Consider the following 23,301-nt stretch of genomic DNA (forward strand, 5'->3'; position numbering starts at 1 on the left):
CAGAATCGCTATCAACTGGGGTTTTGCGTTCCGGATTTTCATTCATGCGTGCTTTTCTACTGGCAGTCGCACTTTTCTGCGGCTTGCCCTCCTTTGCTATTGCCGCCGATCGCTGCGATGCGCGGGTGCCGACCGAACTGGTCGACCTGGGCGACGTGCGCCTGGCCTACCAGAGCATCGGGCGTCCGCAGGACCCGACGTTGCTGCTGGTCATGGGCCTGGGTGGGCAGCTGATCCATTGGCCGGATGAAGTGGTCGAGGCGCTCTGCCAGCAGGGCTTCCGGGTTATCCGTTACGACAACCGCGATGTCGGCCTGTCTTCCTGGCGTGTTCCCACGCCCAGCGGCAACCTGACCTACGAAGTGATTCGCTATCGCCTCGGCCTGCCCGTGAGTGCGCCCTACAGCCTGACCGACATGGCCGGCGATGCACTGCACCTGCTGGACGCCCTGCACGTCGAACGCGCCCACGTGCTGGGCGCGAGCATGGGCGGGATGATCGCGCAGCATGTCGCCGACCTCGCGCCGGATCGCGTGATCAGCCTGACCCTGGTGATGACCAGTTCCGGCGCCGAAGGCCTGCCGGCGCCCAGCGAGTCGCTGCTGCGCCTGCTCGCCCGGCGCGAGGCCGCCAGCCGCGAACAGGCCATCGAACAGCAGGCCGACCTGCTGGCCGCCCTCGGCAGTCCGCAGGTTCACGACGACCGCCAGCAATTGCTGCAGCAGGCGGCGCGCTCCTACGATCGCGCCTTCAACCCCGAAGGTGTGCAACGGCAGATGCTGGCGATCCTCGCCGAACCCAGCCGTGTGGAACTGCTCAACCGGCTGAACGTGCCGACCCTGGTGGTCCACGGTACGGCCGATCCGCTGCTGCCGGTGATGCACGGCGTGCATGTGGCCGCGCACATTCGCGGCTCGGTGCTGAAGTTGATTCCGGGGATGGCGCACCGATTCCAGGAAGACTTCAAGGAACCCTTGCTCGGCGCAGTGCTGCCTTACCTGCGCGAGCACCAGGGTGGCGGGCACGTCGCCCAGCTCTGAGGCTTTCGCAGGAGCGGACGTAGTCCGCGATCGATTTCCGACCACGCTGAGCCGGCCGTTTGCACATCGCGGCCGGAAACCGTTCCCACGCTCGCTGTGAGTTTCAGGGGGCGGGCAAGCTGTAGCGCTCGGCGAAATACTGCCGCAGGAACTCCACCGCCACCCGCACCTTGGCCGAACTGGCCAGTGGGGCGGCATAGACGGCCCAGATGTCCGCCGGCTGCTGGTATTCAGGCAGCACCTGCACCAGTCGGCCATCCTCCAGGCTGTCGTGCACGTCCCACCAGGAGCGCAGCAGGATGCCGCGCCCGTCGATGCACCACTGGTGCACCACCTCGCCGTGGTTGGACGACAGCGGCCCGGTGACCTTCACGCTTTCCTCGCCTTCCGGTCCCTGCAGGTGCCAGACGCCGAAGGGATGGTCGCGCTCCTTGATCACCAGGCAATCGTGCCCGGCCAGTTCCGCGAGCGTGCGCGGCGTCCCGCTGCGCTCCAGGTAGCTGGGGGCGGCACAGAGAACCCGACGGTTCCTGGCCAATGGGCGGGCGATGAGGTTGGGGTCGATGTCGTTGCCCACCCGCACGTCCAGATCGAAACCTTCGCCTATCAGGTCCACCAGGCGGTCCTGTACATCCAGCCGGATATCCAACTGCGGGTGCCGCGTGGCGAGTTCCGACAAGGCTGGGGCGACGAAGCGCCGGCCCAGCCCGAGGCTGCTGGCGATACGCAGCAGCCCGCTGGGCTCGCGATGCAGGGCGCTGACGTCATCGCCCATGCGCTGCACGGCATCGAGGATGCGCAGCGCCCATTGATAGATGCGCTCACCGTCTTCGCTCACCGAGACCCGCCGCGTGGTGCGGTGCAGCAGACGCACGCCGAGGTCATCCTCCAGCAGGCGGATGCGCTTGCTGACGAAGGCGGCGGACATGCCCAGTTCGCTGGCGGCGGCAGCGAAGCTGGAGCGCCGAACCACCTGGATGAAGACGCGGAGGTCGTCAAGATTGGGAAGTTTATTCACGGTTCGTGCTTAAAGAATCAACGATCTCGCTGATTATGTTTGATTTTGCTGCTTATAGCATGGCCAGCACTGCTTTCCACTTCACACCAGCGAGGGTGCCCCATGAGCAAGCCATTCAGAATCGCCGCGATCCCCGGAGACGGCATCGGTCAGGAAGTCCTTCCCGAAGGCCTGCGAGTCGTCCAGGCGGCCGCGCGGAAACACGGCCTGGCGCTGGAATTCGAACATTTCGAGTGGGCCAGCTGCGACTACTATCTGGAGCACGGCAAGATGATGCCGGACGACTGGTTCGAACAGCTGAAGGATTTCGACGCGCTGTTCTTCGGCGCCGTCGGCTGGCCGGACAAGGTACCGGACCATATCTCCCTGTGGGGCTCGCTACTGAAGTTCCGCCGCGACTTCGACCAGTACGTGAACATCCGCCCGGTGCGCCTGTTCCCCGGCGTGCCTTGCCCGCTGGCCGGGAAGAAGCCCGGCGACATCGACTTCGTGGTGATCCGCGAGAACACCGAGGGTGAGTATTCGTCCCTGGGCGGGCGCATGTTCGAAGGCACCGAGAACGAGTTCGTGCTGCAGGAATCGGTGTTCACCCGTCGCGGCGTCGACCGCATCCTGAAATACGCCTTCGACCTGGCGCAGACCCGCGAACGCAAGCGCCTGACCTCGGCCACCAAGTCCAACGGCATGGCGGTGAGCATGCCCTACTGGGACGAGCGCACCGCGGCGATGGCCGCCGGCTATCCGGAGATCACCTGGGACAAGCAGCACATCGATATCCTCTGCGCCCGTTTTGTCCTGCAGCCCGAGCGCTTCGACGTGGTAGTGGCCTCCAACCTGTTCGGCGACATTCTCTCCGACCTCGGCCCGGCCTGTGCCGGCACCATCGGCATCGCACCCTCGGCCAACCTCAACCCTGAGCGCAGATTCCCCTCGCTGTTCGAGCCCGTGCACGGTTCGGCGCCGGACATCTTCGGCCAGAACATCGCCAACCCCATCGCCATGATCTGGTCCGGAGCGCTGATGCTGGACTTCGTCGGCCAGGGCGATGCGCGCTACCGCGCGGCCCACGACGATATTCTCGCGGCCATCGAACAGGTCATCGCCAATGGATCGGTGACACGAGACATGGGCGGGCAGTTGTCGACCCAGGCGGTGGGTGCGGCAATTGCTGAGATCGTTAGCAGATAAATCCTACATCTGCGGGGATTACCCATGAAAAGCCCGTAGCTGAGCGGTTACGGGTGTCGTGGCAGGGCAGCATGAGTCGATGGGTAGCTCTTGCACCCTGCGGCGATTCATCGCAGACTGTTAACCATTAGATCGTTGTTAACCAGTGGTTTATTCGTGTTTGAGTCAACTGGTCCGACGATGCTTCATCCGCAGCCTGCGGCGGATGCGCAACAACAACAAAAAACGTCCCAGGAGACGCCTGATGTCCCCCTTGATGCCCCGCAAGACCCAGAAGGTCGATGTATTCCTGATATCCATGAGCCTGGTCGCGGTGCTCCTGACCGTGATCGGGCTCGCTGCGTTTCCGGCCCAGGCCGAGCAAGCCGCGAATCAACTGTTCGAGGTTGCTACCCGTACCTTCGGCACCGCCGTGCAACTGCTGATCTTCGGCAGCTCCCTGGCCGTGCTCTACATCGCCTGCAGCAAGTACGGCCACATCCGCTTCGGTAGCGGCAAACCGGAATATTCCACGGCCACCTGGGTATTCATGTTCATCTGCGCTGGCATGGGTTCCTCCACGCTCTACTGGGGCGTGATGGAGTGGGCCTACTACTACCAGACCCCCGGCCTGAACATTGTTCCGCAATCCCGCGAGGCGCTGGAGTACAGCGTCGGCTACTCCTTCTTCCACTGGGGCATCAGCGCCTGGTCGATCTACGCCCTGGCCTCGCTGGCCATGGCCTACCACTTCCACGTGCGCAAGAAGAGCGGCCTGAACCTGGCTTCCATCGTCGAGGCCGTCACCGGCTTCAAGGCCACCGGTCCGGTGGGGCGCCTGGTGGACCTGATCTTCCTGCTGACCATGATGGGCGCACTCACCGTGTCCCTGGCGCTGACCGCCTCGACCTTGACCCGTGGCCTGTCCGGGCTGGTGGGCACGCCGGATACCTTCACCGTACAGGTACTGGTGATCGGTGTGATCGCCGTGCTGTTCTCCCTGAGCTCCTACATCGGCATCGATGGTGGCCTGCAGAAACTGAGCAAGATCGTCTGCTACGGCGCGCTGGTGTTCGCCGCGGTGGTGCTGCTGGTCGGTCCGACCCAGTTCACCATCAATAACACCGCCAACGGCATCGGCCTGATGATCCAGAACTACGTGCACATGAGCCTGTTCACCGACCCGGCCGGCGATGGCGCCTTCACCCGCAACTGGACGGTGTTCTACTGGCTCTGGTGGGTGTCCTACGCCCCTGGCGTGGCCATGTTCGTGACCCGCGTATCGCGCGGCCGGCAGATGCGCGAAGTGGTATTCGCCCTGCTGCTGGGCGGCAGCTTCGGTTGCTGGTTCTTCTTCGGTGCGCTGGAAAGTTACAGCATGCACCAGTTCATCACCGGTGCCGTCGACGTGCCGAAGATCCTCACCGAGCAGGGGGGCGAAAGCGCCGTAGAGGCGCTGCTGCTGGCGCTGCCGTGGGGCAAGCTGTTCCTCGCCGTGTACCTGTTCATCATGGCTGTGTTCTGCGCCTCGCACATGGATGCCGCCGCTTACGCCGTGGCTGCCACCAGCACCCGCAACCTGCAGGAAGGCGATGATCCGACGCCGACCCACCGCCTGTTCTGGGCCATCACCCTGACCCTGGTGCCGTTGGCGATGCTGTTCGCCAAGGCCTCGCTGTCGACGATGAAGACCGCCGTAGTGCTCACCGCGATTCCGTTCACGCTGATCCTGCTGGTCAAGGTCTATGGCTTCTTCAAGTGGATGCTGGCGGACTATGGCTCGATGCCGGCCTACCGCATCGAGGAAGAGGCCGCAGCGATGGCGCTGGCGGGCGAGGCGTTAGTCGAGCCCTCGGCTGTCGTAGAACCCGTACGGGAAGTGGCCCTGGCCCAGTGATTTCCTGCGTGGCGTCGCCAGCCCGGGCGACGCCACCCGCAGGCTTTTTTTTGCCTGCGCTGTTAACCAACGGGTTGCAGTAAACCAAAAATCAAATGGACCGCGCCTTGCGCGAGTCGATGAAAGCCTGGAGATATCCGATGACCGACTTCGAACGCCTGCCCGCCGATTTTTGCAGCGACCACGAGCGCGCCTACACCATTCCGGCGAACTTCTACACCAGCGATGCCGTATTCGAGCACGAGAAGGAAAAGATCTTCGCCCACAGCTGGATCTGCCTGGGCCATCGCAGTGAAGTGGCCGAGAAGAATGCCTATATCGTCCGCGAGGTGATCGGCGAGAGCATCATTGTCGTGCGTGGCCGCGATGACGTGCTGCGCGCCTTCTACAACGTCTGCCCGCACCGTGGTCACCAACTGCTCGAAGGCACTGGCGGCATTGCCAAGAACGTCATCGCGTGCCCCTACCACGCCTGGACTTTCAAGCTCGACGGCGAGCTGACCCACGTTCGCAACTGCGACCAGGTCGAGGCCTTCGACAAGGGTGACTACAGCCTGGTGCAGCTGCGCGTCGAGGAATACGCCGGTTTCATCTTCATCAACATGGACGCCAATGCCGGCAGCGTGGAAGAGCAGCTGCCCGGCCTGGAAGCCAAGATGCGCGGCGCCTGCGCGGTGATCGATGACCTGCACCTGGCCGCTCGTTTCGTCAGCGCCACTCCGGCGAACTGGAAATCCATCGTCGACAACTACATGGAGTGCTACCACTGCGGCCCGGCGCACCCGAGCTTCGCCGACTCCGTGGACGTCGGCCAGTACGGTCACACCCTGCACGGTAACTGGACCCTGCAGTACGGCATCGCCAAGTCCTCGGAGCAGTCGTTCAAGGTCGACGAGTCGGTGAGCGATCCGTCTTTCTCCGGCTTCTGGGCCTGGCCGTGCACCATGTTCAACGTGCCGCCGGGTGCCAACTTCATGACCGTGATCTACGAGTTCCCGGTCGACGCCGAAACCACACTGCAGCACTACGACATCTACTTCCTCAACAAGGACATCACCGAGGAGCAGCAGAAGCTCATCGACTGGTACCGCGAAGTGTTCCGCCCGGAAGACCTGCGCCTGGTGGAAAGCGTGCAGAAGGGCCTGAAGTCCCGCGGTTACCGCGGCCAGGGCCGGATCATGGTGGACAAGGAGCGCACCGGTATCAGCGAGCACGGCATTGCCCACTTCCACAACCTGATCGCCGTGTCGCACCTGGATTGACCTGGCGCGCCGCCTGTGGGCGGCGAACAGTACTTGCGTGAGGCCTTGCATCGGCGATGTCGGTGCAGGGCACCCGCCCCGCAAACAGCGGGGCGGCATTCCCTAGAAAACAGCTCTCTTCCACCGCCGCTCGGGGAGCCGGAAGGGAGGCGGGTGGCGCGGCCACCCGGTCAGTTGAGGTGAACCATGGCCAATACCTACGAGATGTTCAGCGTGCGCGTGACTGCCGTGGAGCAGGCAACCCCGCAGATCAAGCGCTTCACTCTGGCGCGAGCCGACGGCCAGCCAATGCCGGCCTTCAGCGGCGGCAGCCACGTGATCGTGAAAATGGCCGACGGCCTGAGCAACGCCTATTCGCTGATGAGCGATCCGCGCGACCTCAGCCACTACCAGATCGGCGTTCGACTGGAAGAGCAATCCAAGGGCGGATCGGCTTTCATGCACCAGCAGGTCGAGGTCGGCACCCAGTTGACGATCTCCACCCCGAACAACCTTTTCGCCCTCGATCCCAAGGCCGGGCGCCACGTATTGATTGCGGGTGGCATCGGCATCACGCCATTCCTTTCCCAGTTGCATGAGCTGGAAGGCGGCGCTGTCCCGTACGAGTTGCATTACGCCTTCCGCAGCCCGGAGCATGGCGCCTTCCAGGGCGAGCTGGCAGACGGTCCGCATGCCGGGAATGTGCGTTTCTATGTGGACAGCGAGGATCGCCGCCTCGATCTGGCCGCTTTGTTCGCCTCCCTGGCGGCGAACGACCACGTCTATGTCTGCGGGCCCAAGCCGCTGATCGATGCAGTCATCGACGGCGCGAAGAAAGCCGGAATCGCAGAGGCGCGCGTGCACTTCGAACAGTTTGCGGCCGCTCCCGCCAGCGGCGGCGCCTTCACCCTGGTACTGGGCCGCTCCGGCCGCGAACTGCGGGTGGAGGAGGGCATGACCATCATCCAGGCCATCGAGAACGTGAAGGCCGCCCAGGTGGACTGCCTGTGCCGCGAGGGTGTCTGTGGAACCTGCGAGACGCGCATCCTCGAAGGCGAGGTGGAGCATTTCGACCAGTACCTGTCGGACGAGGAAAAGGCGTCGCAACAGACCCTGATGCTCTGCGTCTCCCGCGCTCGCGGGGAGCGGCTGGTGATCGACCTGTAACTTCCTGGCCTTCATGTAGGAGCGAGCTTGCTCGCGAACCCACTGCGCGGCGGGGGTTGTTCGCGACCAGGCTCGTTCCTGCAGGTCCAGTGCTGTCATCCACCGGTTTACAGCTGTGTATACTGCGGCCCTCGAATACCTCCAGGGACCGCGCCACCCATGATGGAAAACAGCTTCGCCTTCCGTCTCAAGGAACTGCTCGAACACCACAAGCTGACGTTGCAGGCAGTGGGTTCGGCCTTGGGTATTTCACGCACGGCGGTGCATAAGTGGACCAAGGGCGGCGAGATCGACTACGACAACCTGCGTCGGCTGGCAGACTTTCTCAAGGTCAATTGGCTCTGGCTGCGCTACGGCGAGGAGGCCCTGCGCAGCGTGCAGGACGCCGAGCCGATCGAGCTGCCGATGACTGACCTGCGCCGTCGCTACACCGCCGAGATCATGGAGAGCGAGACGCGGATGAAGCTGGCCCAGGAGGGCGCGCGGATCGTCACCTGGGAATGGAACCTGATCAGCGACGAAGTGACCTATTCGCCGAACGTCGAAGCGGTCTACGGCTGGCACGTCAGCTCCAACCAGACGTTCTGGAGGCACCTCCCGGCGGAGGACGTGGCCACCATGCAAGCGATGTATGAGCGTGCTGCTACCGAGGGCAAGGGTTGCGAGTGCGATTTCCGTATCCTCCAGCCCGACGGCAGCCTGCGCTGGATCGCCTCGCGCGCCACGGTGGTCAACGATGCCCTCGGCCGACCACTGAAGATGGTCGGCATCAGCATGGACAACACCGAGCGCATGGCCACCGAGGAGCGACTGCGCAACAGCGAGGAGCGTTTCCGGGCGATCTTCGAACTGACCTGGGGCGCACTGGCCTACATTGGGCTGGACGGCAGCTGGCAGCGGGTGAACGGCAGCCTCTGCGAGTTGCTCGGTTATCGCCCCGAGGAGCTCTACGCCATCACCTTCCAGGACATCACCCACCCCGACGACTTGGCGACCAACCTGGAGCTTCTGCGCCAATTGCTGGCCGGTCATTTCGATCGCTACGTGGTCGAGAAACGCTTGCGCCGCCGCGACGGAGACTATGTCTGGGTGCGCGTGCGCACCTCGCTGCAGCGTCGCGCACAGGACGGGGTGCCCGATCACCTGATCAGCGTGTTCGAGGACATCCGCGCCGAACGTGCCGAGCGTGACCGCCTGCAGGCGCAAATCAGCGAATTGGAAGCGCAGCTGGCGGCACGCGCCTGACTCAGTGCAGGCGTACCCAGACGAACACCAGCAGCGAAGCTGCTACCAGCCAGGCCAGCGCAGCCATCGCCAGCGACAGCTCCAGGCGCATGCGATCCACCATCAGGTAGAGCGCGGCCAGGTAGACGAAGTAGGGAATGATCGACCACATGCCGAACAGGATGGTGGTCTTCAGGTCGTCCAGCGAACGGCTCTTGCCGACGATGTAGTGGGCGATCAGGGCGAAGGTGGGGAACAGCGGCACCAGGCCGGCGATGTAGTAATTGCGCGTCTTCGACAGCGCGGCGAGGATCAGCACCACGCCGGCGCCGAGGGCTGCCTTGAGGATCAGGTCCACGTCTTTCTCTATGCGGCGACGCCACCGGGGCGGTGGCGTCGGGGATTATCCGCGAGAGTGGCTGCTCGCTCCAATTCGACGTTCAGGCAACCTGCGTGCTGGGCTCCAGCGGGCTTTCGCTGCTGAGGAGTTGCTCCAGCCGCTCCTTCTGCCGCGCATTGAGGAACAGCCCGAGCTTGGTGCGGCGCCAGAGGATGTCGTCGGCGTCGCGGGCCCATTCCTCGCGGACCAGGTATTCCACTTCCCGCGCATAGAGCCCGGCACCCAGGTGTTCGCCCAGTTCGCTGAGGTTGTGCGCGCCGTCGAGCAGTCGCCAGATGCGGCTGCCGTAGGTGCTGGCCCAGCGGCGGGCAAGGGCCGGGTCGAGCTGGCGCAGGCGTTCCATGAGCTGGATGGCCAGGTCTTCCACTGTGGTCATGGCTTCGCCGCCGGGCAGCGGGGCGCTGGCGGTCCAGCTCGCCTTCATCACGCCGGCGAAGTGTGGCTTGAGCTGTTCCAGCGCGGCCTCGGCGAGCTTGCGGTAGGTGGTCAGCTTGCCGCCGAACACCGAGAGCAACGGCGCTTCGCCGGGGGTGTTGTCCAGCGCCAGGGTGTAGTCGCGAGTGACTGCGGACGGATCGTCGGACTCGTCGTCGCACAGCGGGCGCACGCCGGAGAAGCTGCGCAGGATATCCTGCCGACTCAACTGGCGCTTGAAATGCGCGTTGACCACGTTGAGCAGGTAGTCGGTCTCGGCTTCGCTGATGCTGATCTGCGCCGGGTCGCCCTGGTATTCGCGGTCGGTGGTGCCGATCAGGGTGAACTGGCGCAGGTAGGGAATCGCGAAGACGATGCGCCGATCCTCGTTCTGCAGGATGTACGCGTGCTCGCCGTCGTAAAGGCGCGGCACGATCAGGTGGCTGCCCTGGATCAGACGGATGCCGTAGGGCGGTTTCTGGCGCAGTTCCTCACGCAGGAAGCGGTCGACCCAGGGGCCGGCGGCGTTGACCAGCGCGCGGGCGCGGATCGAGTAGAGGCTGCCGTCGCGGCGTTCCAGGTGCAGGTGCCACAAACCCTTGCTGCGCCGCGCGCTGACGCAGCGGGTGTGCGGGTGGATATGCGCGCCGTTCTCGCGGGCGGCCATGGCGTTGAGTACCACCAGGCGGGCGTCGTCCACCGAGCAGTCGGAATATTCGAATCCACGGGTGATCTCGGCCTTGAGCGGGCTGTCGATGCCGAAGCGTACGCCACGGGATGCCGGCAGCTTCTCGCGCTTGCCCAGGTGGTCATAGAGGAACAGGCCGGCACGGATCATCCAGGCCGGGCGCAGGTGCGGGCGGTGCGGTAGCACGAAGCGCAGCGGATGGACGATGTGCGGAGCCTTGGCCAGCAGCACTTCGCGCTCGGCGAGGGCTTCGCGGACCAGGCGGAATTCGTGGTGTTCGAGGTAGCGCAGGCCGCCGTGGATCAGCTTGCTGCTGGCGGAGGAGGTGTGGGCGGCGAGGTCGTGCTGTTCGCAAAGGAACACTGACAGCCCGCGCCCGGCGGCGTCCGCCGCGATCCCCGCACCATTGATGCCGCCGCCGACGACGGCCAGGTCATAGACTTCGGCAAGGGGCGCGTGGCGCTTGCTGGTGTAATTCATGGGGCCGCCTGGGTGTTGAAAGTGAATCTTTTATGTTCGTTTTCGAAAATATCCTAGTTCAGTGAACGAAACATGACCAGCCTTTGGCGCGAATTCGCGCAGGCATTCGTCTGAATGTTCGAAAGTGAAATAACCGGGAAGTCTCAGACCAGCTCGAGCTGAACCTTGTACTGGCTCATCAGGCGCGCTACGGCGGCGGGTGGCGGGCTGTCGGTGAAGACTCGGTTGACCAGGGAGATCGGGCCCAGGCGCACCATGGCGTTGCGGCCGAACTTGCTGGAGTCGGCGGCGAGGAATACCTGCCGCGCGTTATCGATGATGGCGCGGGAGACGCGCACTTCCTGGTAGTCGAAGTCCAGCAGGCTGCCATCTTCGTCGATGCCGCTGATGCCCACCACGGCGAAGTCGACGCGAAATTGCTCGATGAAATCCACTGCCGCCTGCCCGACCACGCCGCCGTCGCTGCGCACCGTGCCGCCGGCGATCAGTACTTCGAAATCGTCCTTGCCGGCGAGGATGCTGGCGACGTGCAGGTTGTTGCTGATGACCTTCAGGTTCCGGTGGCCGAGCAGGGCGCGGGCGATGGCTTCGGTGGTGGTGCCGATGTTGATGAACAGCGAGGCATTGTCCGGAATCTGCGCGGCAATGGCTTCGGCGATGCGCTGCTTCTCGTCGCGCATCTGGTCGGCGCGGGTGTTGTAGGCGGTGTTCTCGATGCTCGAATCCCAGGCCGCGCCGCCGTGGTAGCGGCGCAGCAGGTTCTGCTCGGCCAGTTGGTTGATGTCGCGGCGGATGGTCTGCGGCGTGACGGCGAACTGCTGGGCGAGCTCTTCGATGCTCAGGTAGCCGCGTTCGCGGACCAGATCGAGGATGTTCTGCTGGCGGGGTGGCAGGTTCATGCGGTTCGCTCGTGCGGACGGGCCGGGAGGGCAAGGATGCCGCACGGAGCCGACGCTGTCATGGACTTGTAGGAGCGAGGGGGACGCCATCGTTATTGCTCGCGGACCCCGCCGGGTTCTGTGGAGTCAAGCGGTTCGCGAGCAAGGACTGGGCGTCCCCCTCGGTCCTACAGCAGAGCAGTCAGTCTTCCGCTGCCCAGCCACGGGTGCGTTCGACGGCTTTTTGCCAGCCCTTGTATAGCCGCGCGCGCTCGGCTTCGTCGCAGGCCGGCTGGAATACCCGCTCGATCACTGCTTTGTTCTTCAGCTCCGCGAGGTCGCTCCAGAAACCACTGGCCAGGCCCGCCAGCACGGCGGCGCCGAGGGCGGTGGTCTCGCGCATCTGTGGGCGCTCCACCGGAGTGCCGAGGATGTCGGCCTGGAACTGCATGAGGAAGTTGTTGGCCACCGCGCCACCGTCCACGCGCAGCGCGCGCAGCGGTTCGCTGGCGTCCTGCTGCATGGCGTCGAGCACGTCGCGGGTCTGGTAGGCGATGGATTCCAGGGTGGCACGGATCAGGTGATCAGCCTTCACACCGCGGGTCAGGCCGAACAGGGCGCCGCGGGCATACGGGTCCCAGTAGGGCGCGCCGAGGCCGGTGAAGGCGGGGACCAGGTAGACGCCGTTGCTGTCCTTCACCTTGGTGGCGAAGTACTCCGAGTCGTGGGCATCGTTGATCACTTTCAGCTCGTCGCGTAGCCACTGCACGGTAGAGCCGCCGTTGAACACCGCGCCCTCCAGCGCATAGGCGACTTCGCCACGCGGGCCGCAGGCGATGGTCGTGAGCAGGCCGTGGGTGGACTTCACCGCCTTGTCGCCGGTGTTCATCAACAGGAAGCAGCCGGTGCCGTAGGTGTTCTTCGCCTGACCGGGCTCCACGCACATCTGGCCGAACAGTGCGGCCTGCTGATCGCCGGCGATCCCGGCAATCGGCGTGCGGTGTACACCCAGGCCGCCGACCTTGGCGTGGCCATAGACTTCGGAAGATGGGCGAACCTGCGGCAGCATGGCGCGCGGCACATCCAGCGCGGCGAGCAGGCGCTCGTCCCAGTCAAGCGTGTGGATATCGAACATCAGGGTGCGCGAGGCGTTGGTGTAGTCGGTGACGTGCACTTCGCCTTCGGTAAGCTTCCAGATCAGCCAGCTGTCGACCGTGCCGAATAGCAGCTCGCCGCGCTGCGCACGTTCGCGGGCGCCTTCGACGTTATCGAGGATCCACTTGAGCTTGGTGCCGGAGAAGTAGGGGTCGATGACCAGCCCCGTGGTATCGCGGATGTGCTGTTCCAGGCCATCGCGCTTGAGCTGCTCGCAGATGGCCGCGCTGCGCCGGCATTGCCAGACGATGGCATTGTGGATCGGCCGGCCGCTGGCCTTGTCCCACACCAGGGTGGTTTCGCGCTGGTTGGTGATGCCGATGGCCGCCACCTCGGCAACGCTGATGTTGGCCTGGGCCAGCGCCTCCACCAGGGTCGAGCTCTGGGTCGCCCAGATTTCCATCGGGTCGTGCTCGACCCAGCCCGGCTGCGGGTAGATCTGCGCGAACTCGCGCTGGGCCACGCTGACTACGTTGGCGTCGTGGTCGAAGATGATGGCGCGCGAGCTGGTGGTGCCCTGGTCGAGGGCGACGACGTATTTCTTGTTCTTCGGGTCGGTCATGGCAGTGGCCTTGTCGTTCAGCAGTCCCTGCAGCATTCCCTGCAACAGGACCCGTAAGGGGATTGGCGCAGACCATACGGGATTCGTCCGCGCCGGTGAAGCGAACACCGTGCAGTGCAGCACGCCTTGGCTTACTGTTATGCGCTGGAAAGCCGCTTGCGAGAAGCCCGCCGATCATGACCCCCGCCATCGACCTGCTGAAGAAGAACCGCGCCGAACACCATGTGCTGAGTTACGAGCACGACCCGAAGGCGCCGTCCTATGGCCTGGAAGCCGCCGAGAAGCTCAACCTCGATCCGGCGCGCGTCTTCAAGACCCTGCTCGCCTCCAGCGAAAAGGGTGAGCTGCTGGTCGCTGTGGTACCGGTCGTGGGCACCCTGGACCTGAAAGCGCTGGCCCACGCGGCGGGTGTGAAGAAAGCCGACATGGCCGACCCCCATGCCGCGCAGCGCGCTACAGGCTATCTGGTGGGCGGCATCAGCCCGCTGGGGCAGAAGAAGCGCCTGCGTACCTTCATCGATGAATCCGCACAGAGTTTCCCCACCATCCACGTCAGCGCCGGCCGCCGTGGGCTGGAAGTGGAGTTGAGCGCCGAGACGCTGGCCGGCCTGACATCGGCGACCTTCGCCCCCATTGGTCGGGGTTGAGCGAACGACTGTCTGCTCGCTTCTGTACGGTTCGTCGTTCATCGGCTTCTGTCATGCTCGGACATCACTTTTCAGGAGACTGCCATGCTGCTCGATTTTCACCAGGTAGACGCTTTCACTGATCGCCCGTTCGCCGGCAACCCGGCCATGGTGTACCGCCTCGATGCCTGGTTGAGCGACGAACTGATGCAGCAGATCGCCGCCGAGCACAACCTCTCGGAGACCGCCTTCCTGGTGAAGGAGCCCGCCGGTTGGCGCATCCGCTGGTTTACCCCGACCGCCGAGGTGCCGCTCTGCGGCCACGCTACCCTGGCCAGCGCCCACGTGCTGTTCGAAGTGTTCGACGAGCCGGGCGAAGTGCTGGAGCTGAACTCCCTGTCCGGGCCTCTTCGTGTGACCCGTGAGGAAGGCCGGCTGGCACTGAACTTCCCGGCGCAGCCGCCGAGCGAGTCCGGTTCTACGGTGGAGTTGCAGAACGCTCTGGGCGTGGACGTGGTGGATGCACTGAGCACCGCCAACCACCTGCTGGTACTGCTGGAGTCGGAGCAGGCGGTGCGTGACTGCCAGCCCGATTTCGCTGCTCTCGCGCGCCTGCCGTACCTAGGCGTGATCGTTACCGCGCGCAGCGACGACTACGACTTCGTTTCGCGCTTCTTCGCCCCGGCCATCGGTCTCAACGAAGACCCGGTGACTGGCGCCGCTCACTGCGTGCTGATCCCCTACTGGTCGCGCCGCCTGAACAAGCTGCAGATGCGCGCCTTCCAGGCATCCGCGCGCGGCGGCGAGCTGTGGTGCCGTCTGGAAGGCGAGCGCGTCAGCATCGCCGGCTACGCCCGTCTGGTTGCCAGCGGCCGTCTGCTGGTTGTTTGATCTGTGACCGGGGGGCTTTCGGCTCCCCGGCGTAGGCTGGCCTTCACTGAAAACCGCGCCCCACTGGCGTGGTTCGCAGCTTCGGAGGCAGGCCCATGGCCCTTCTGCTTATCGCTGACTATCACGTTACCGACGGCTCCGCCGTCCTGGCACCCGCTACCCTGAACGCCCTGGCCGCCGCCCGGCAGATCGGCGGCGAAGTTCATCTGCTGTTTGCGGGCAGTGGCCTCGAGGAGCTTGCGACGCAGGCTTGTGGTGTCGAGGGCGTTGATCGCGTCCTGCTGGCAGGCGATCCCGCCTACGACCACCTGCTGGCGGAAAACCTCTCGGCACTCGTGGTGCAACTGGCTCCGCGATACCGCCACATCCTCGCGCCGGCCACCGCCGTGGGCCGCGATTGCCTGCCGCGCATCGCAGCCTTGCTGGATGTGGACGCGGTCTCCGACGTCATCGCCGTCATCGACGAGCAGACCTTCCAGCGCCCGATCTACGCCGGCAATGCCATCGCCACGGTGCGCTGCGAGGGGCCGTCGATCGTGCTGGGCATTCGCCCAACCGCTTTCGATCCGCTGCCACTGGCCGATGGCAATGCCGAACTGGAGCGTATCGGCGGGCCGGGCGATCTCGGTCTGTCGCACTGGCAGGGCGAAGAACACCCAGACTTCGAGCGCCCCGCGCTGGAGTCGGCGAAGGTCATAGTCGCCGGTGGGCGTGGCCTGCAAACCGAAGAAGGCTTTGCAGCGCTCTATCCGTTGGCGGATCGCCTGCACGGCGCCGTTGGCGCTTCGCTGGCGGCAGTGGATGCGGGGTTTGCGCCCGCGGAGCTGCAGATTGGCCAGTCAGGACGCATCGTCGCGCCAGAGCTTTATCTTGCCGTGGGGATTTCAGGTGCCGTGCAGCATGTGGCAGGCATGAAGGACGCCAAGGTCATCGCGGCGATCAATCTCGATCCGGACGCGCCGATCTTCGAGATCGCCGACTATGGCTTGCAGGGCGACCTGTTCGAGTTGCTGCCCGAGCTTGAGAAGGCGCTCGCCTAGAGCGCCACACTGCCTTGGGCGGGGAACAGCACCAGATGTTCGGCGGCGACGCCGATGCCCACTTCATCGCCCGGTTGGTGGTCGGCATGGCTGGGGAACAGCGATTCCAGCTGGGTGCCGGTGGGCAATTGCAGGCGATACAGGGTAGCCGCACCGAGGAACGACTTGCCGACGATGCGCGCCTTCAGTGCGCCATCGGCGGCCGGCACCAGGTCATCCGGGCGCAGCAATACATCCACCGCGCAGCCGTCGGGCAGGCTATAGGCGCGGTTGCCGCGTAGCAGGCCCAACTCGGTCTGCACCGCATCGGTCCCGCACATCTGTCCGCGAATGAAATAGCCCTGGCCGACGAAGCTGGCGACGAAGGGCGTCTGCGGATCGTGGTAGAGGTTGAACGGGGTGTCCCACTGCTCCAGCAGGCCGTTGCGGAATACGCCGACGTGGTCGCTGACGGCGAAGGCTTCTTCCTGGTCGTGGGTCACCAGAATCGCGCTGGTGCCGCGGGCCTTGAGAATGTCGCGCACCTCGTGGCTGAGCTGACGGCGCAATTCCACATCGAGGTTGGAGAAGGGTTCGTCCAGCAGCAGGAGTTGCGGCTGCGGCGCCAGCGCGCGGGCCAGGGCCACGCGTTGTTGCTGCCCGCCGGAAAGCTCGTGGGGAAAGCGCTGGCCGAGGCCATCGAGCTTCACCAGCTCCAGCAGCTCACCGACGATGCGCTCGCGCTCGGGATTCCTGCGGATGCCGAAGGCGATGTTGTCGGCCACCGACAGGTGCGGGAACAGCGCGTAGTCCTGGAACACCATGCCGATCCGGCGCTTCTCCGGGGACAGGGTGAAGCCGGGGCGGGAAATCACTTGGCCGCCCAGTTCGATACGCCCGCCCTGCACCGGCTCGAAACCGGCAATGGCGCGCAGGGTGGTGGTCTTGCCGCAGCCCGAGGGGCCGAGCAGGCAGCCGATGTCGCCGGCGTTCAGGTGCAGGCTGACGCCTTGCACCACACGCTGCTGTTCATAGCCACAGGAAAGGTCGTCGAGGGTGAGCAGCAGCGGTTTGGTCATCGGGCTCGAAACAGGAGGGCTCAGGCGTAATGCGCGTGCTCGACCAGCAGTTCGAGCAGGGCTTTCTGGGCGTGGAGACGGTTTTCCGCCTGGTCCCAGGCCACGGAGCGCGCGTCGTCCAGCAGGTCTTCGCTGATCTCTTCGCCACGGTGGGCCGGCAGGCAGTGCATGAATAGTACATCCGCCGCCGCGCCATCGAGCAGCGCACGTGTTACCTGATATGGCTGGAACAGGCGCAGGCGCGCGGCTGCTTCGTCTTCCTGGCCCATGGATGCCCAGACGTCGGTGCTCACCAGGTGTGCGCCGGCGACCGCTTCGCGCGGGTCACGGAAGATCTTCACGCGCTCGCCGGCTTGCTCCATCAGAGCGGAGTTCGGCTCGTAGCCTTCCGGGCAGGCCACGTTCAGCTGGAAGTCGAAGCGGATCGCCGCCTCGATGTAGCTGTTGCACATGTTGTTGCCGTCGCCGATCCAGGCCACGGTCTTGCCGGCGATGCTGCCGCGATGCTCATGGAAGGTCTGCATGTCGGCCAGCAGCTGGCACGGATGCAGGTCGTCCGACAGGCCGTTGATCACCGGCACGCGGGAGTTCTCGGCGAACTCGATCAGGTTGCTGTGGGCGAAGGTGCGGATCATCACCGCATCGACCATCCGCGACATCACCCGCGCGGCGTCGGCGATCGGCTCGCCACGGCCCAACTGGGTATCGCGCGGGGAGAGGAAGATGGCCTGGCCGCCGAGCTGGATCATGCCGGCTTCGAAGGAGATCCGCGTCCGGGTCGAGGCCTTCTCGAAGATCATGCCCAGCACGCGGTTCTTCAGCGGTTCGTAGAGCACACCTCGGTCGCGCAGGTCCTTCAGCTCGGTGGCACGGCGGATCAGACCGAGCAGTTCTTCGGTCGTGTAATCCAGCATCGAGAGGAAGTGACGTGCGCTCATGGTTCGTACCTACTACTTATTCTCAGAATCAGGCCGAGGTACCGACCGGCTTTCGTGAGAAAAAACGGGCTGAACCTGCGGCGGGACCGCATGGAGCGGAAAATGGGGGAAGGCGCGATCCTATAAGGAAATGACGGATCTACGCAAGTTTCGCCCGGAGGGCCCGTCGGGCGGGGCTTCACCATGGTCGTTCCTGATGCCGCGCAATTCACCCGACGGAAGCTGGTGGTGCTTCGCAAGGCCTGGATTCATAGTGCTTGCGACCCTATGACCGGCCCGTCGAATGGCTGGCAACGACAATACCGAGGCGAGCCATGAGCAAGACCCTCCACCACCGTGCGTGCCATCTGTGCGAGGCCATCTGCGGCCTGACCATCGAGACCGAGGACGAGCGCATCCTGTCCATCAAGGGCGACGCCCAGGACAGCTTCAGCCGTGGCCATATCTGCCCCAAGGCGGTGGCGCTGCAGGATATCCAGAACGACCCGGACCGCCTGCGCCAGCCGGTGCGCCGTGTCGGCAACGAGTGGCAGCCGATCGGCTGGGACGAGGCCTTCGAACTGGTGGCCACGCGCCTGGCGGACATCCGCGAGCGTCACGGCAACGATGCGGTGGCGGTTTACCAGGGTAATCCCAGCGTGCACAACTACGGGTTGATGACCCATAGCAACTACTTCCTCGGCCAGTTGAAGACCCGCAACCGCTACTCCGCGACCTCGGTGGACCAGTTGCCGCATCATCTGGTCAGCCAGCAGATGTTCGGCCATGGCCTGCTGATCCCGATTCCGGACATCGACCACACCGACTTCATGCTGATCCTGGGCGGCAACCCGCTGGCGTCCAACGGCAGCATCATGACCGTGCCGGACGTGGAGAAACGTCTGAAGGCCGTGAAGGCGCGCGGCGGCAAACTGGTGGTAGTCGACCCGCGTCGCACCGAGACCGCGGCGATTGCGGACCAGCACCTGTTCGTCCGCCCCGGCGAGGACGCCGCGCTGCTGCTGGGCATCCTCGACACGCTGCTCAGCGAAGGGTTGACCCGCGACGCTTCGTTGCCGGTCAACGGCCTGGACGCGGTGCGCGAGGCGCTGGCGCCATTCAAGGTCGAAGCCATGGCCACGCGCTGCGGCGTGCCGGCCGACAATATCCGCCAGTTGGCGCGGGAATTCGCCGCCGCCGACAAGGCCGTCTGCTACGGGCGCATGGGCGTTTCCACCCAGGTTTTCGGAAGCCTCTGTCAGTGGTTGGTGCAATTGATCAACCTGGTCACCGGCAACCTCGACCGTGTCGGCGGCACCCTGTGCACTACGCCGGCGGTTGACCTGGTGGCGACCACGGCGGGTGGCGCGTTCAACCGCTGGCAGAGCCGTGTGTCAGGCTTGCCGGAGTATGGCGGCGAACTGCCGGTGGCAGCGCTGGCCGAAGAGATGCTTACCGAAGGCGAAGGGCAGGTGCGTGCGCTGGTGACAGTGGCGGGTAATCCGGTGCTGTCCACGCCCAATGGCCGCCGCCTGGAACAGGCGTTGGACGGCCTGGAGTTCATGCTCAGCGTGGACCTCTATATCAACGAAACCACGCGCTACGCCGACCTGATCCTGCCGTCCACCGCGCCACTGGAGCACGATCACTACGACACCACTTTCAACGTCTTTGCCGTACGCAACGTCACCCGCTTCAACGAGGCGATCCTGCCGAAACCCGAGGGCGCACTGCACGACTGGGAAATCTTCGTTGGTCTGGCCAAGGCCTATGCGGCGCGCAGCGGTACCGAGCTGAAACCGACCCTGTTGCCGGAGCAGATGATCGAGATGGGCCTGCGTTTTGGGCCCTACGGCGACGCCAGCGAGCACAAGCTGAACTTGGCGCGGTTGCGCGAGCATCCCCACGGTATGGACCTGGGCCCACTACAGCCGAACCTTGCACCTCGGTTGAAAACCGCCAGCCGCAGCATCGAGGCAGCGCCGGAAATCTTCCTCAATGATCTGCGCCGCTTCGCCGATACCCAGTCGCCGGCCATCGACCAACTGCTGCTGATCGGCCGCCGCCATGTGCGCAGCAACAACTCCTGGATGCACAACTATCACCGCCTGGTGAAGGGCAAGCCGCGCCACCAACTGCTGATGCACCCGCAGGACCTCGCCTCGCGCGGGCTGGTGGACGGGCAGAAGGTACGTGTGCGCTCGCGGGTCGGCAGCATCGAGATCGAGGTTGCGGCCAGCGACGAAGTCATGGCCGGGGTCGTCAGCCTGCCCCACGGCTGGGGGCACGCACGGCCGGGCGTGCAGCTGTCGATTGCTCGCGAGCAGGGCGGCGCCAGTGCCAACGATCTCACCGACGAGCGACATCTGGATGCGCTCTCCGGAAACACCGCGCTGAACGGTGTGCCAGTGGAGGTCGAAGCCGCCTGACAGGCTGTCGCAAGGCATCTGCAAAGCCGAGCGTAGCGCTCGGCTTTGCAGTACAATGCGCGGTACCGTGCCGGCCAGCGCCATCCGAGGAGGCGGCTGCCGGATCAGTATCTGATAGTTCAGCCGAGGAAGTTCATGGATATCATCGATACCATCAAAGAGCAGATCGCCAACAACCCTGTCCTGCTGTACATGAAGGGTTCGCCGAATGCTCCGCAGTGCGGTTTCTCGTCCCGCGCCGCCCAGGTCCTGATGGCTTGTGGCGAGAAGTTCGCCTACGTCGACATCCTGCAGAATCCGGAAATTCGCGCCAACCTGCCCAAGTACGCCAACTGGCCGACCTTCCCGCAACTGTGGGTTGGTGGCGAGCTGGTCGGCGGCAGCGACATCCTGGCCGAGATGTTCGAAAAGGGTGAGCTGCAACCGCTGATCAAGGACGCCGTAGGCAAGGCCAACGCCTGAGTCTTTCGTGCTGTCGCACAAAGCCCCGCCTTGGCGGGGCTTTGTTTTTGGGAAGAAATAAAGGATGAGTGAACAATCACGGGCCAACGCCGCACGCTGGGCGTGTGGCTATTGCTTCGCCATGGGCGGCATGGTGCATGGCAGCCTGATGGGCCGGGTGCCGGCGCTGAAGAACATGACCGGCGTGGACGAGCAGCAACTGGGCCAGGCGTTGCTGGGCGCCGGAGTGGGCGCGCTGCTGGCATTCGTTTTCGCCGGGGCATTGGTGCGGCGCCATGGCAGCCGGGCGATCACGGTGGTTTCCGGGTTGGCGCTGATGGCTTGCTTCCCATTGCTCGGGCTGGCGCCTAACGTCTGGTACCTGGCGGCGGGGCTGCTACTGGTTGGCCTGACCTTCGCGACCATGGACGTGGCCATGAACACCCAGGCGGTGGAAGTGGAGCGGCGCCTCGGCCGGCCGTGCATCTCCAGCCTGCATGGCATGTACAGCCTGGGCGGACTCACCGGCGCCATCGGCGCGGCGATTTTTGCCGGCATGGCGCCTGTCTGGCACTTCACCCTGCTGGCAGTCATCGCGGTGGCGATCCTGCCGTTCTTCGCCCGTCATCTGTTCGAAGGGCGCCCGGAGCCCACGGAGGAGGAGGCGCCAGCCCAACGTGGCTGGCGCCTGCCGCCACCGGCGCTGATAGGTCTTGGGGTGCTGACGCTTTGCGCGTTCGTTTCCGAAGGCGCGGTCGCCGACTGGGGCGCCCTATTGCTGCACCAGGTCATGGGAGCGTCGGAGCGAGTGGCGGCACTGGGCTTTGCGGCGTTCTCCGCGACCATGGTGCTGGGGCGTCTGTTCGGTGACCGCCTGCGCGTGCGCTTCGCCGACGAGGCGCTGGTGCGCAACCTGGCGCTGCTGGCCATCGCGGGCATGCTGCTGGCGCTGTTCAGCCCGTGGATTTCCGGCGCGATTGCCGGTTTCGCCCTGGTGGGCGCCGGGTTGTCGGTGGTGGTGCCGATCCTGATCGGCGCGGCAGGCAACCGACCGGGCGTCGAGCCTTCGCGCGGCGTGGCCGCAGTGGCGTCGTTCGGCTATGGCGGCTTGTTGCTGGGCCCGCCGCTGATCGGCTTCCTCGCCGAGCATGTGGGGCTGCGCCTGTCGCTGCTGGTGGTGATCGGGCTGTGCGCTGGCCTGGTGTTCAAGGCCGGACTGGTGCGGCGTCCGCCGAAGACGAACGGCTAGAAGGGAAGGGCACCGGCGTCCACAACCGCGCCGGTGCCTTGTTCCTGATCAGTCGTCTTCGTGCATGTGCGACTGCAGGTAGTTTTCCAGACCGACTTTCTGGATCAGGCCGAGCTGGGTTTCCAGGTAGTCGATGTGCTCTTCCTCGGACTCGAGGATGTCCTTGAGCAGGTCGCGGCTGACGTAGTCATGCACGCTTTCGCAATGCACGATGGCGTCGCGCAGGTCCTTGGTGGCCTTGAGTTCCAGGTTCAGGTCGCACTGCAGCATTTCCTGGGTGTTCTCGCCGATCAGCAGCTTGCCCAGGTCCTGCAGGTTGGGCAGGCCTTCGAGGAACAGGATGCGTTCGATGAGCTTGTCGGCGTGCTTCATCTCATCGATGGACTCGTGGTACTCGTGCGCGCCGAGGCGCTTCAGGCCCCAGTCGTTCCACATGCGCGAGTGCAGGAAGTACTGGTTGATGGCGATCAGCTCGTTGCCGAGGATCTTGTTCAGATGCTGGATGACTTTCTTGTCGCCTTTCATGCCGGGGTCCTGCCGTGTGGAGTGGGAGAGATTGAAATTCTCGCCCCCTTATAACCATATGTCAAACATAAGTACTTGAATTTGTTATAAAAAGGAATATGAATGCGAATGTTTTCATTCCGCATCCCGGCGCTAAATCCCTGAATTTCAGGCATAAAAAAACCGGGCCAGTGCCCGGTTTCTTCGCAATTTCTGCTGAACTGATCAGCGGTATTTTTTCAACTCGCCGCGTAGGCCAGGTTGTAGTTCATGCTCTGGGCGCTTTGCAGGTCGCCGAGCGTATCGCGAACCACCTGCTTGGCGAGGCAAGCGCACTTACCGCACTGGGTACCGACGCCGGTGCACTCGCGCACTTCGCGGTAATTGCAGGCGCCGTCGTAGATCGCATCGCGGATCTGGGTATCGGTAACACCGTTGCAGAGGCAGACGTACATGGTTGCACTACAGTCGCTGTGGGGTTGTTGGAAGCGATACTAATAATAATGAGAATGATTGTCAAAAGTTCCCGAGTACGCATCCAGGCTGTCTGACAAATGGTCATTGGGTTCAATGACTTAGCGTCTAACCCGCGTGGATTGCGGGCTGCGCGCTTAGGCATCGGGAGCGATATGTTTTTTGCAGGAGCGAGCTTGCTCGCGAACTGGGGCGGCTATGGCGCCAATCCCACCTGTCAGGCATCCGAAGACGCTGGGGTTCGCGAGAGCAAGCTCGCTCCTGCAGGTAAGGCAGGGTGTTGATGCCGGCTCCATGAAAAAGCCCCGCAAGTGCGGGGCTTTTTCATGGAGCGTTGAAGC

General features: G+C 64.4%; 21 protein-coding genes. 12 read left to right on the forward strand and 9 right to left on the reverse strand.

The window, feature by feature from the left end; genetic code table 11:
* The first annotated feature begins 44 nt into the window (after nt 1-44).
* Complete coding sequence (locus RS899_RS03030) at nt 45-1,040, forward strand: alpha/beta fold hydrolase (RefSeq protein WP_054911249.1); 996 nt, start codon at nt 45-47, stop codon at nt 1,038-1,040.
* 103 nt (nt 1,041-1,143) lie between these two features.
* Here RS899_RS03030 and RS899_RS03035 read toward each other — a convergent pair whose 3' ends face one another.
* Nucleotides 1,144-2,058, reverse strand: coding sequence for a LysR substrate-binding domain-containing protein (locus RS899_RS03035; RefSeq protein ID WP_169941240.1), 915 nt, complete (start codon nt 2,056-2,058; stop codon nt 1,144-1,146).
* 102 nt (nt 2,059-2,160) lie between these two features.
* Between RS899_RS03035 and RS899_RS03040 the strand changes: the two genes are divergently transcribed.
* The 5 genes from RS899_RS03040 to RS899_RS03060 all read left to right on the forward strand — a co-directional run bounded on the left by RS899_RS03040 (nt 2,161) and on the right by RS899_RS03060 (nt 8,775).
* On the forward strand, nt 2,161-3,246 hold the full coding sequence (locus RS899_RS03040) for a tartrate dehydrogenase (protein WP_315809060.1): 1,086 nt from the start codon (nt 2,161-2,163) through the stop codon (nt 3,244-3,246).
* A 244-nt stretch (nt 3,247-3,490) separates the two neighbouring features.
* Nucleotides 3,491-5,122, forward strand: coding sequence for a BCCT family transporter (locus tag RS899_RS03045; protein WP_315809061.1), 1,632 nt, complete (start codon nt 3,491-3,493; stop codon nt 5,120-5,122).
* A 140-nt stretch (nt 5,123-5,262) separates the two neighbouring features.
* A complete protein-coding gene (locus tag RS899_RS03050) occupies nt 5,263-6,384 on the forward strand; it encodes an aromatic ring-hydroxylating oxygenase subunit alpha (RefSeq protein WP_054911252.1) in 1,122 nt (373 codons plus the stop codon).
* 186 nt (nt 6,385-6,570) lie between these two features.
* Entirely contained in the window at nt 6,571-7,530 is a 960-nt protein-coding gene (locus tag RS899_RS03055) for a PDR/VanB family oxidoreductase (RefSeq protein ID WP_315809062.1), read from the forward strand.
* A gap of 159 nt (nt 7,531-7,689) precedes the next feature.
* Nucleotides 7,690-8,775 carry a helix-turn-helix domain-containing protein gene (locus tag RS899_RS03060; protein ID WP_315809063.1) on the forward strand — a complete coding sequence of 362 codons (1,086 nt, stop codon included), beginning with the start codon at nt 7,690-7,692 and terminating at the stop codon, nt 8,773-8,775.
* A gap of 1 nt (nt 8,776) precedes the next feature.
* Here the strand turns inward: RS899_RS03060 and RS899_RS03065 are convergent, their stop codons facing one another.
* From RS899_RS03065 to glpK, 4 genes are all read right to left on the reverse strand, one after another.
* Nucleotides 8,777-9,103, reverse strand: a complete 327-nt coding sequence (locus RS899_RS03065; RefSeq protein ID WP_169942803.1) for a GlpM family protein — start codon at nt 9,101-9,103, stop codon at nt 8,777-8,779.
* A 91-nt stretch (nt 9,104-9,194) separates the two neighbouring features.
* On the reverse strand, nt 9,195-10,736 hold the full coding sequence (gene glpD / locus RS899_RS03070; protein ID WP_315809064.1) for a glycerol-3-phosphate dehydrogenase: 1,542 nt from the start codon (nt 10,734-10,736) through the stop codon (nt 9,195-9,197).
* A gap of 143 nt (nt 10,737-10,879) precedes the next feature.
* Entirely contained in the window at nt 10,880-11,635 is a 756-nt protein-coding gene (locus RS899_RS03075; RefSeq protein ID WP_054908866.1) for a DeoR/GlpR family transcriptional regulator, read from the reverse strand.
* 181 nt (nt 11,636-11,816) lie between these two features.
* Nucleotides 11,817-13,331 (reverse strand): glycerol kinase GlpK, encoded by a 1,515-nt coding sequence (gene glpK, locus RS899_RS03080; protein WP_315810397.1) that lies wholly within the window; start codon nt 13,329-13,331, stop codon nt 11,817-11,819.
* 176 nt (nt 13,332-13,507) lie between these two features.
* On the opposite strand from glpK, the gene ybaK reads away from it, so the two are divergent.
* The 3 genes from ybaK (at nt 13,508) to RS899_RS03095 (ending at nt 15,888) form a co-directional block, all read left to right on the forward strand.
* Entirely contained in the window at nt 13,508-13,978 is a 471-nt protein-coding gene (gene ybaK / locus RS899_RS03085) for a Cys-tRNA(Pro) deacylase (protein WP_054908865.1), read from the forward strand.
* An 84-nt stretch (nt 13,979-14,062) separates the two neighbouring features.
* The gene (locus RS899_RS03090) at nt 14,063-14,848 is read left to right on the forward strand and encodes a PhzF family phenazine biosynthesis protein (RefSeq protein WP_315809065.1); all 786 of its coding nucleotides are present in this window, start codon (nt 14,063-14,065) and stop codon (nt 14,846-14,848) included.
* Nucleotides 14,849-14,943: 95 nt separating this feature from the next.
* Complete coding sequence (locus tag RS899_RS03095) at nt 14,944-15,888, forward strand: electron transfer flavoprotein subunit alpha/FixB family protein (protein WP_315809066.1); 945 nt, start codon at nt 14,944-14,946, stop codon at nt 15,886-15,888.
* Here RS899_RS03095 and RS899_RS03100 read toward each other — a convergent pair.
* A complete protein-coding gene (locus RS899_RS03100) occupies nt 15,885-16,946 on the reverse strand; it encodes an ABC transporter ATP-binding protein (protein WP_315809067.1) in 1,062 nt (353 codons plus the stop codon). The genes RS899_RS03095 and RS899_RS03100 overlap by 4 nt on opposite strands.
* 20 nt (nt 16,947-16,966) lie before the next feature.
* Complete coding sequence (gene argF, locus RS899_RS03105) at nt 16,967-17,884, reverse strand: ornithine carbamoyltransferase (protein ID WP_054908861.1); 918 nt, start codon at nt 17,882-17,884, stop codon at nt 16,967-16,969.
* A gap of 314 nt (nt 17,885-18,198) precedes the next feature.
* Between argF and RS899_RS03110 the strand changes: the two genes are divergently transcribed.
* The 3 genes from RS899_RS03110 to RS899_RS03120 all read left to right on the forward strand — a co-directional run bounded on the left by RS899_RS03110 (nt 18,199) and on the right by RS899_RS03120 (nt 21,982).
* A complete protein-coding gene (locus RS899_RS03110) occupies nt 18,199-20,292 on the forward strand; it encodes a molybdopterin oxidoreductase family protein (RefSeq protein ID WP_315809068.1) in 2,094 nt (697 codons plus the stop codon).
* A 135-nt stretch (nt 20,293-20,427) separates the two neighbouring features.
* The gene (gene grxD / locus RS899_RS03115; RefSeq protein ID WP_024765398.1) at nt 20,428-20,754 is read left to right on the forward strand and encodes a Grx4 family monothiol glutaredoxin; all 327 of its coding nucleotides are present in this window, start codon (nt 20,428-20,430) and stop codon (nt 20,752-20,754) included.
* A 64-nt stretch (nt 20,755-20,818) separates the two neighbouring features.
* Nucleotides 20,819-21,982: an MFS transporter gene (locus RS899_RS03120; protein ID WP_054908859.1), complete on the forward strand. Its 1,164-nt coding sequence runs from the start codon at nt 20,819-20,821 to the stop codon at nt 21,980-21,982.
* Between the two features lie 48 nt (nt 21,983-22,030).
* Here the strand turns inward: RS899_RS03120 and bfrB are convergent, their stop codons facing one another.
* Both bfrB and RS899_RS03130 read right to left on the reverse strand, forming a co-directional pair.
* On the reverse strand, nt 22,031-22,507 hold the full coding sequence (gene bfrB / locus RS899_RS03125) for a bacterioferritin BfrB (RefSeq protein WP_024765400.1): 477 nt from the start codon (nt 22,505-22,507) through the stop codon (nt 22,031-22,033).
* Nucleotides 22,508-22,725: 218 nt separating this feature from the next.
* A complete protein-coding gene (locus RS899_RS03130; RefSeq protein ID WP_054908857.1) occupies nt 22,726-22,941 on the reverse strand; it encodes a bacterioferritin-associated ferredoxin in 216 nt (71 codons plus the stop codon).
* Nucleotides 22,942-23,301 lie beyond the last annotated feature (360 nt).

The organism is Pseudomonas sp. C9-3, from assembly GCF_032392015.1.
Classification (GTDB): Bacteria; Pseudomonadota; Gammaproteobacteria; order Pseudomonadales; family Pseudomonadaceae; genus Pseudomonas; species Pseudomonas nitroreducens.

Coding starts and splice junctions, on each gene's coding strand:
- argF (WP_054908861.1), bottom strand. CDS start 17,884: ATGAGCGCACGTCACTTCCTCTCGATGCTGGATTACACGACCGAAGAA.
- RS899_RS03120 (WP_054908859.1), top strand. CDS start 20,819: ATGAGTGAACAATCACGGGCCAACGCCGCACGCTGGGCGTGTGGCTAT.
- glpK (WP_315810397.1), bottom strand. CDS start 13,331: ATGACCGACCCGAAGAACAAGAAATACGTCGTCGCCCTCGACCAGGGC.
- glpD (WP_315809064.1), bottom strand. CDS start 10,736: ATGAATTACACCAGCAAGCGCCACGCGCCCCTTGCCGAAGTCTATGAC.
- RS899_RS03075 (WP_054908866.1), bottom strand. CDS start 11,635: ATGAACCTGCCACCCCGCCAGCAGAACATCCTCGATCTGGTCCGCGAA.
- bfrB (WP_024765400.1), bottom strand. CDS start 22,507: ATGAAAGGCGACAAGAAAGTCATCCAGCATCTGAACAAGATCCTCGGC.
- RS899_RS03045 (WP_315809061.1), top strand. CDS start 3,491: ATGTCCCCCTTGATGCCCCGCAAGACCCAGAAGGTCGATGTATTCCTG.
- RS899_RS03055 (WP_315809062.1), top strand. CDS start 6,571: ATGGCCAATACCTACGAGATGTTCAGCGTGCGCGTGACTGCCGTGGAG.
- RS899_RS03090 (WP_315809065.1), top strand. CDS start 14,063: ATGCTGCTCGATTTTCACCAGGTAGACGCTTTCACTGATCGCCCGTTC.
- RS899_RS03095 (WP_315809066.1), top strand. CDS start 14,944: ATGGCCCTTCTGCTTATCGCTGACTATCACGTTACCGACGGCTCCGCC.
- RS899_RS03100 (WP_315809067.1), bottom strand. CDS start 16,946: ATGACCAAACCGCTGCTGCTCACCCTCGACGACCTTTCCTGTGGCTAT.
- RS899_RS03040 (WP_315809060.1), top strand. CDS start 2,161: ATGAGCAAGCCATTCAGAATCGCCGCGATCCCCGGAGACGGCATCGGT.
- grxD (WP_024765398.1), top strand. CDS start 20,428: ATGGATATCATCGATACCATCAAAGAGCAGATCGCCAACAACCCTGTC.
- RS899_RS03060 (WP_315809063.1), top strand. CDS start 7,690: ATGATGGAAAACAGCTTCGCCTTCCGTCTCAAGGAACTGCTCGAACAC.
- RS899_RS03030 (WP_054911249.1), top strand. CDS start 45: ATGCGTGCTTTTCTACTGGCAGTCGCACTTTTCTGCGGCTTGCCCTCC.
- RS899_RS03050 (WP_054911252.1), top strand. CDS start 5,263: ATGACCGACTTCGAACGCCTGCCCGCCGATTTTTGCAGCGACCACGAG.
- ybaK (WP_054908865.1), top strand. CDS start 13,508: ATGACCCCCGCCATCGACCTGCTGAAGAAGAACCGCGCCGAACACCAT.
- RS899_RS03130 (WP_054908857.1), bottom strand. CDS start 22,941: ATGTACGTCTGCCTCTGCAACGGTGTTACCGATACCCAGATCCGCGAT.
- RS899_RS03110 (WP_315809068.1), top strand. CDS start 18,199: ATGAGCAAGACCCTCCACCACCGTGCGTGCCATCTGTGCGAGGCCATC.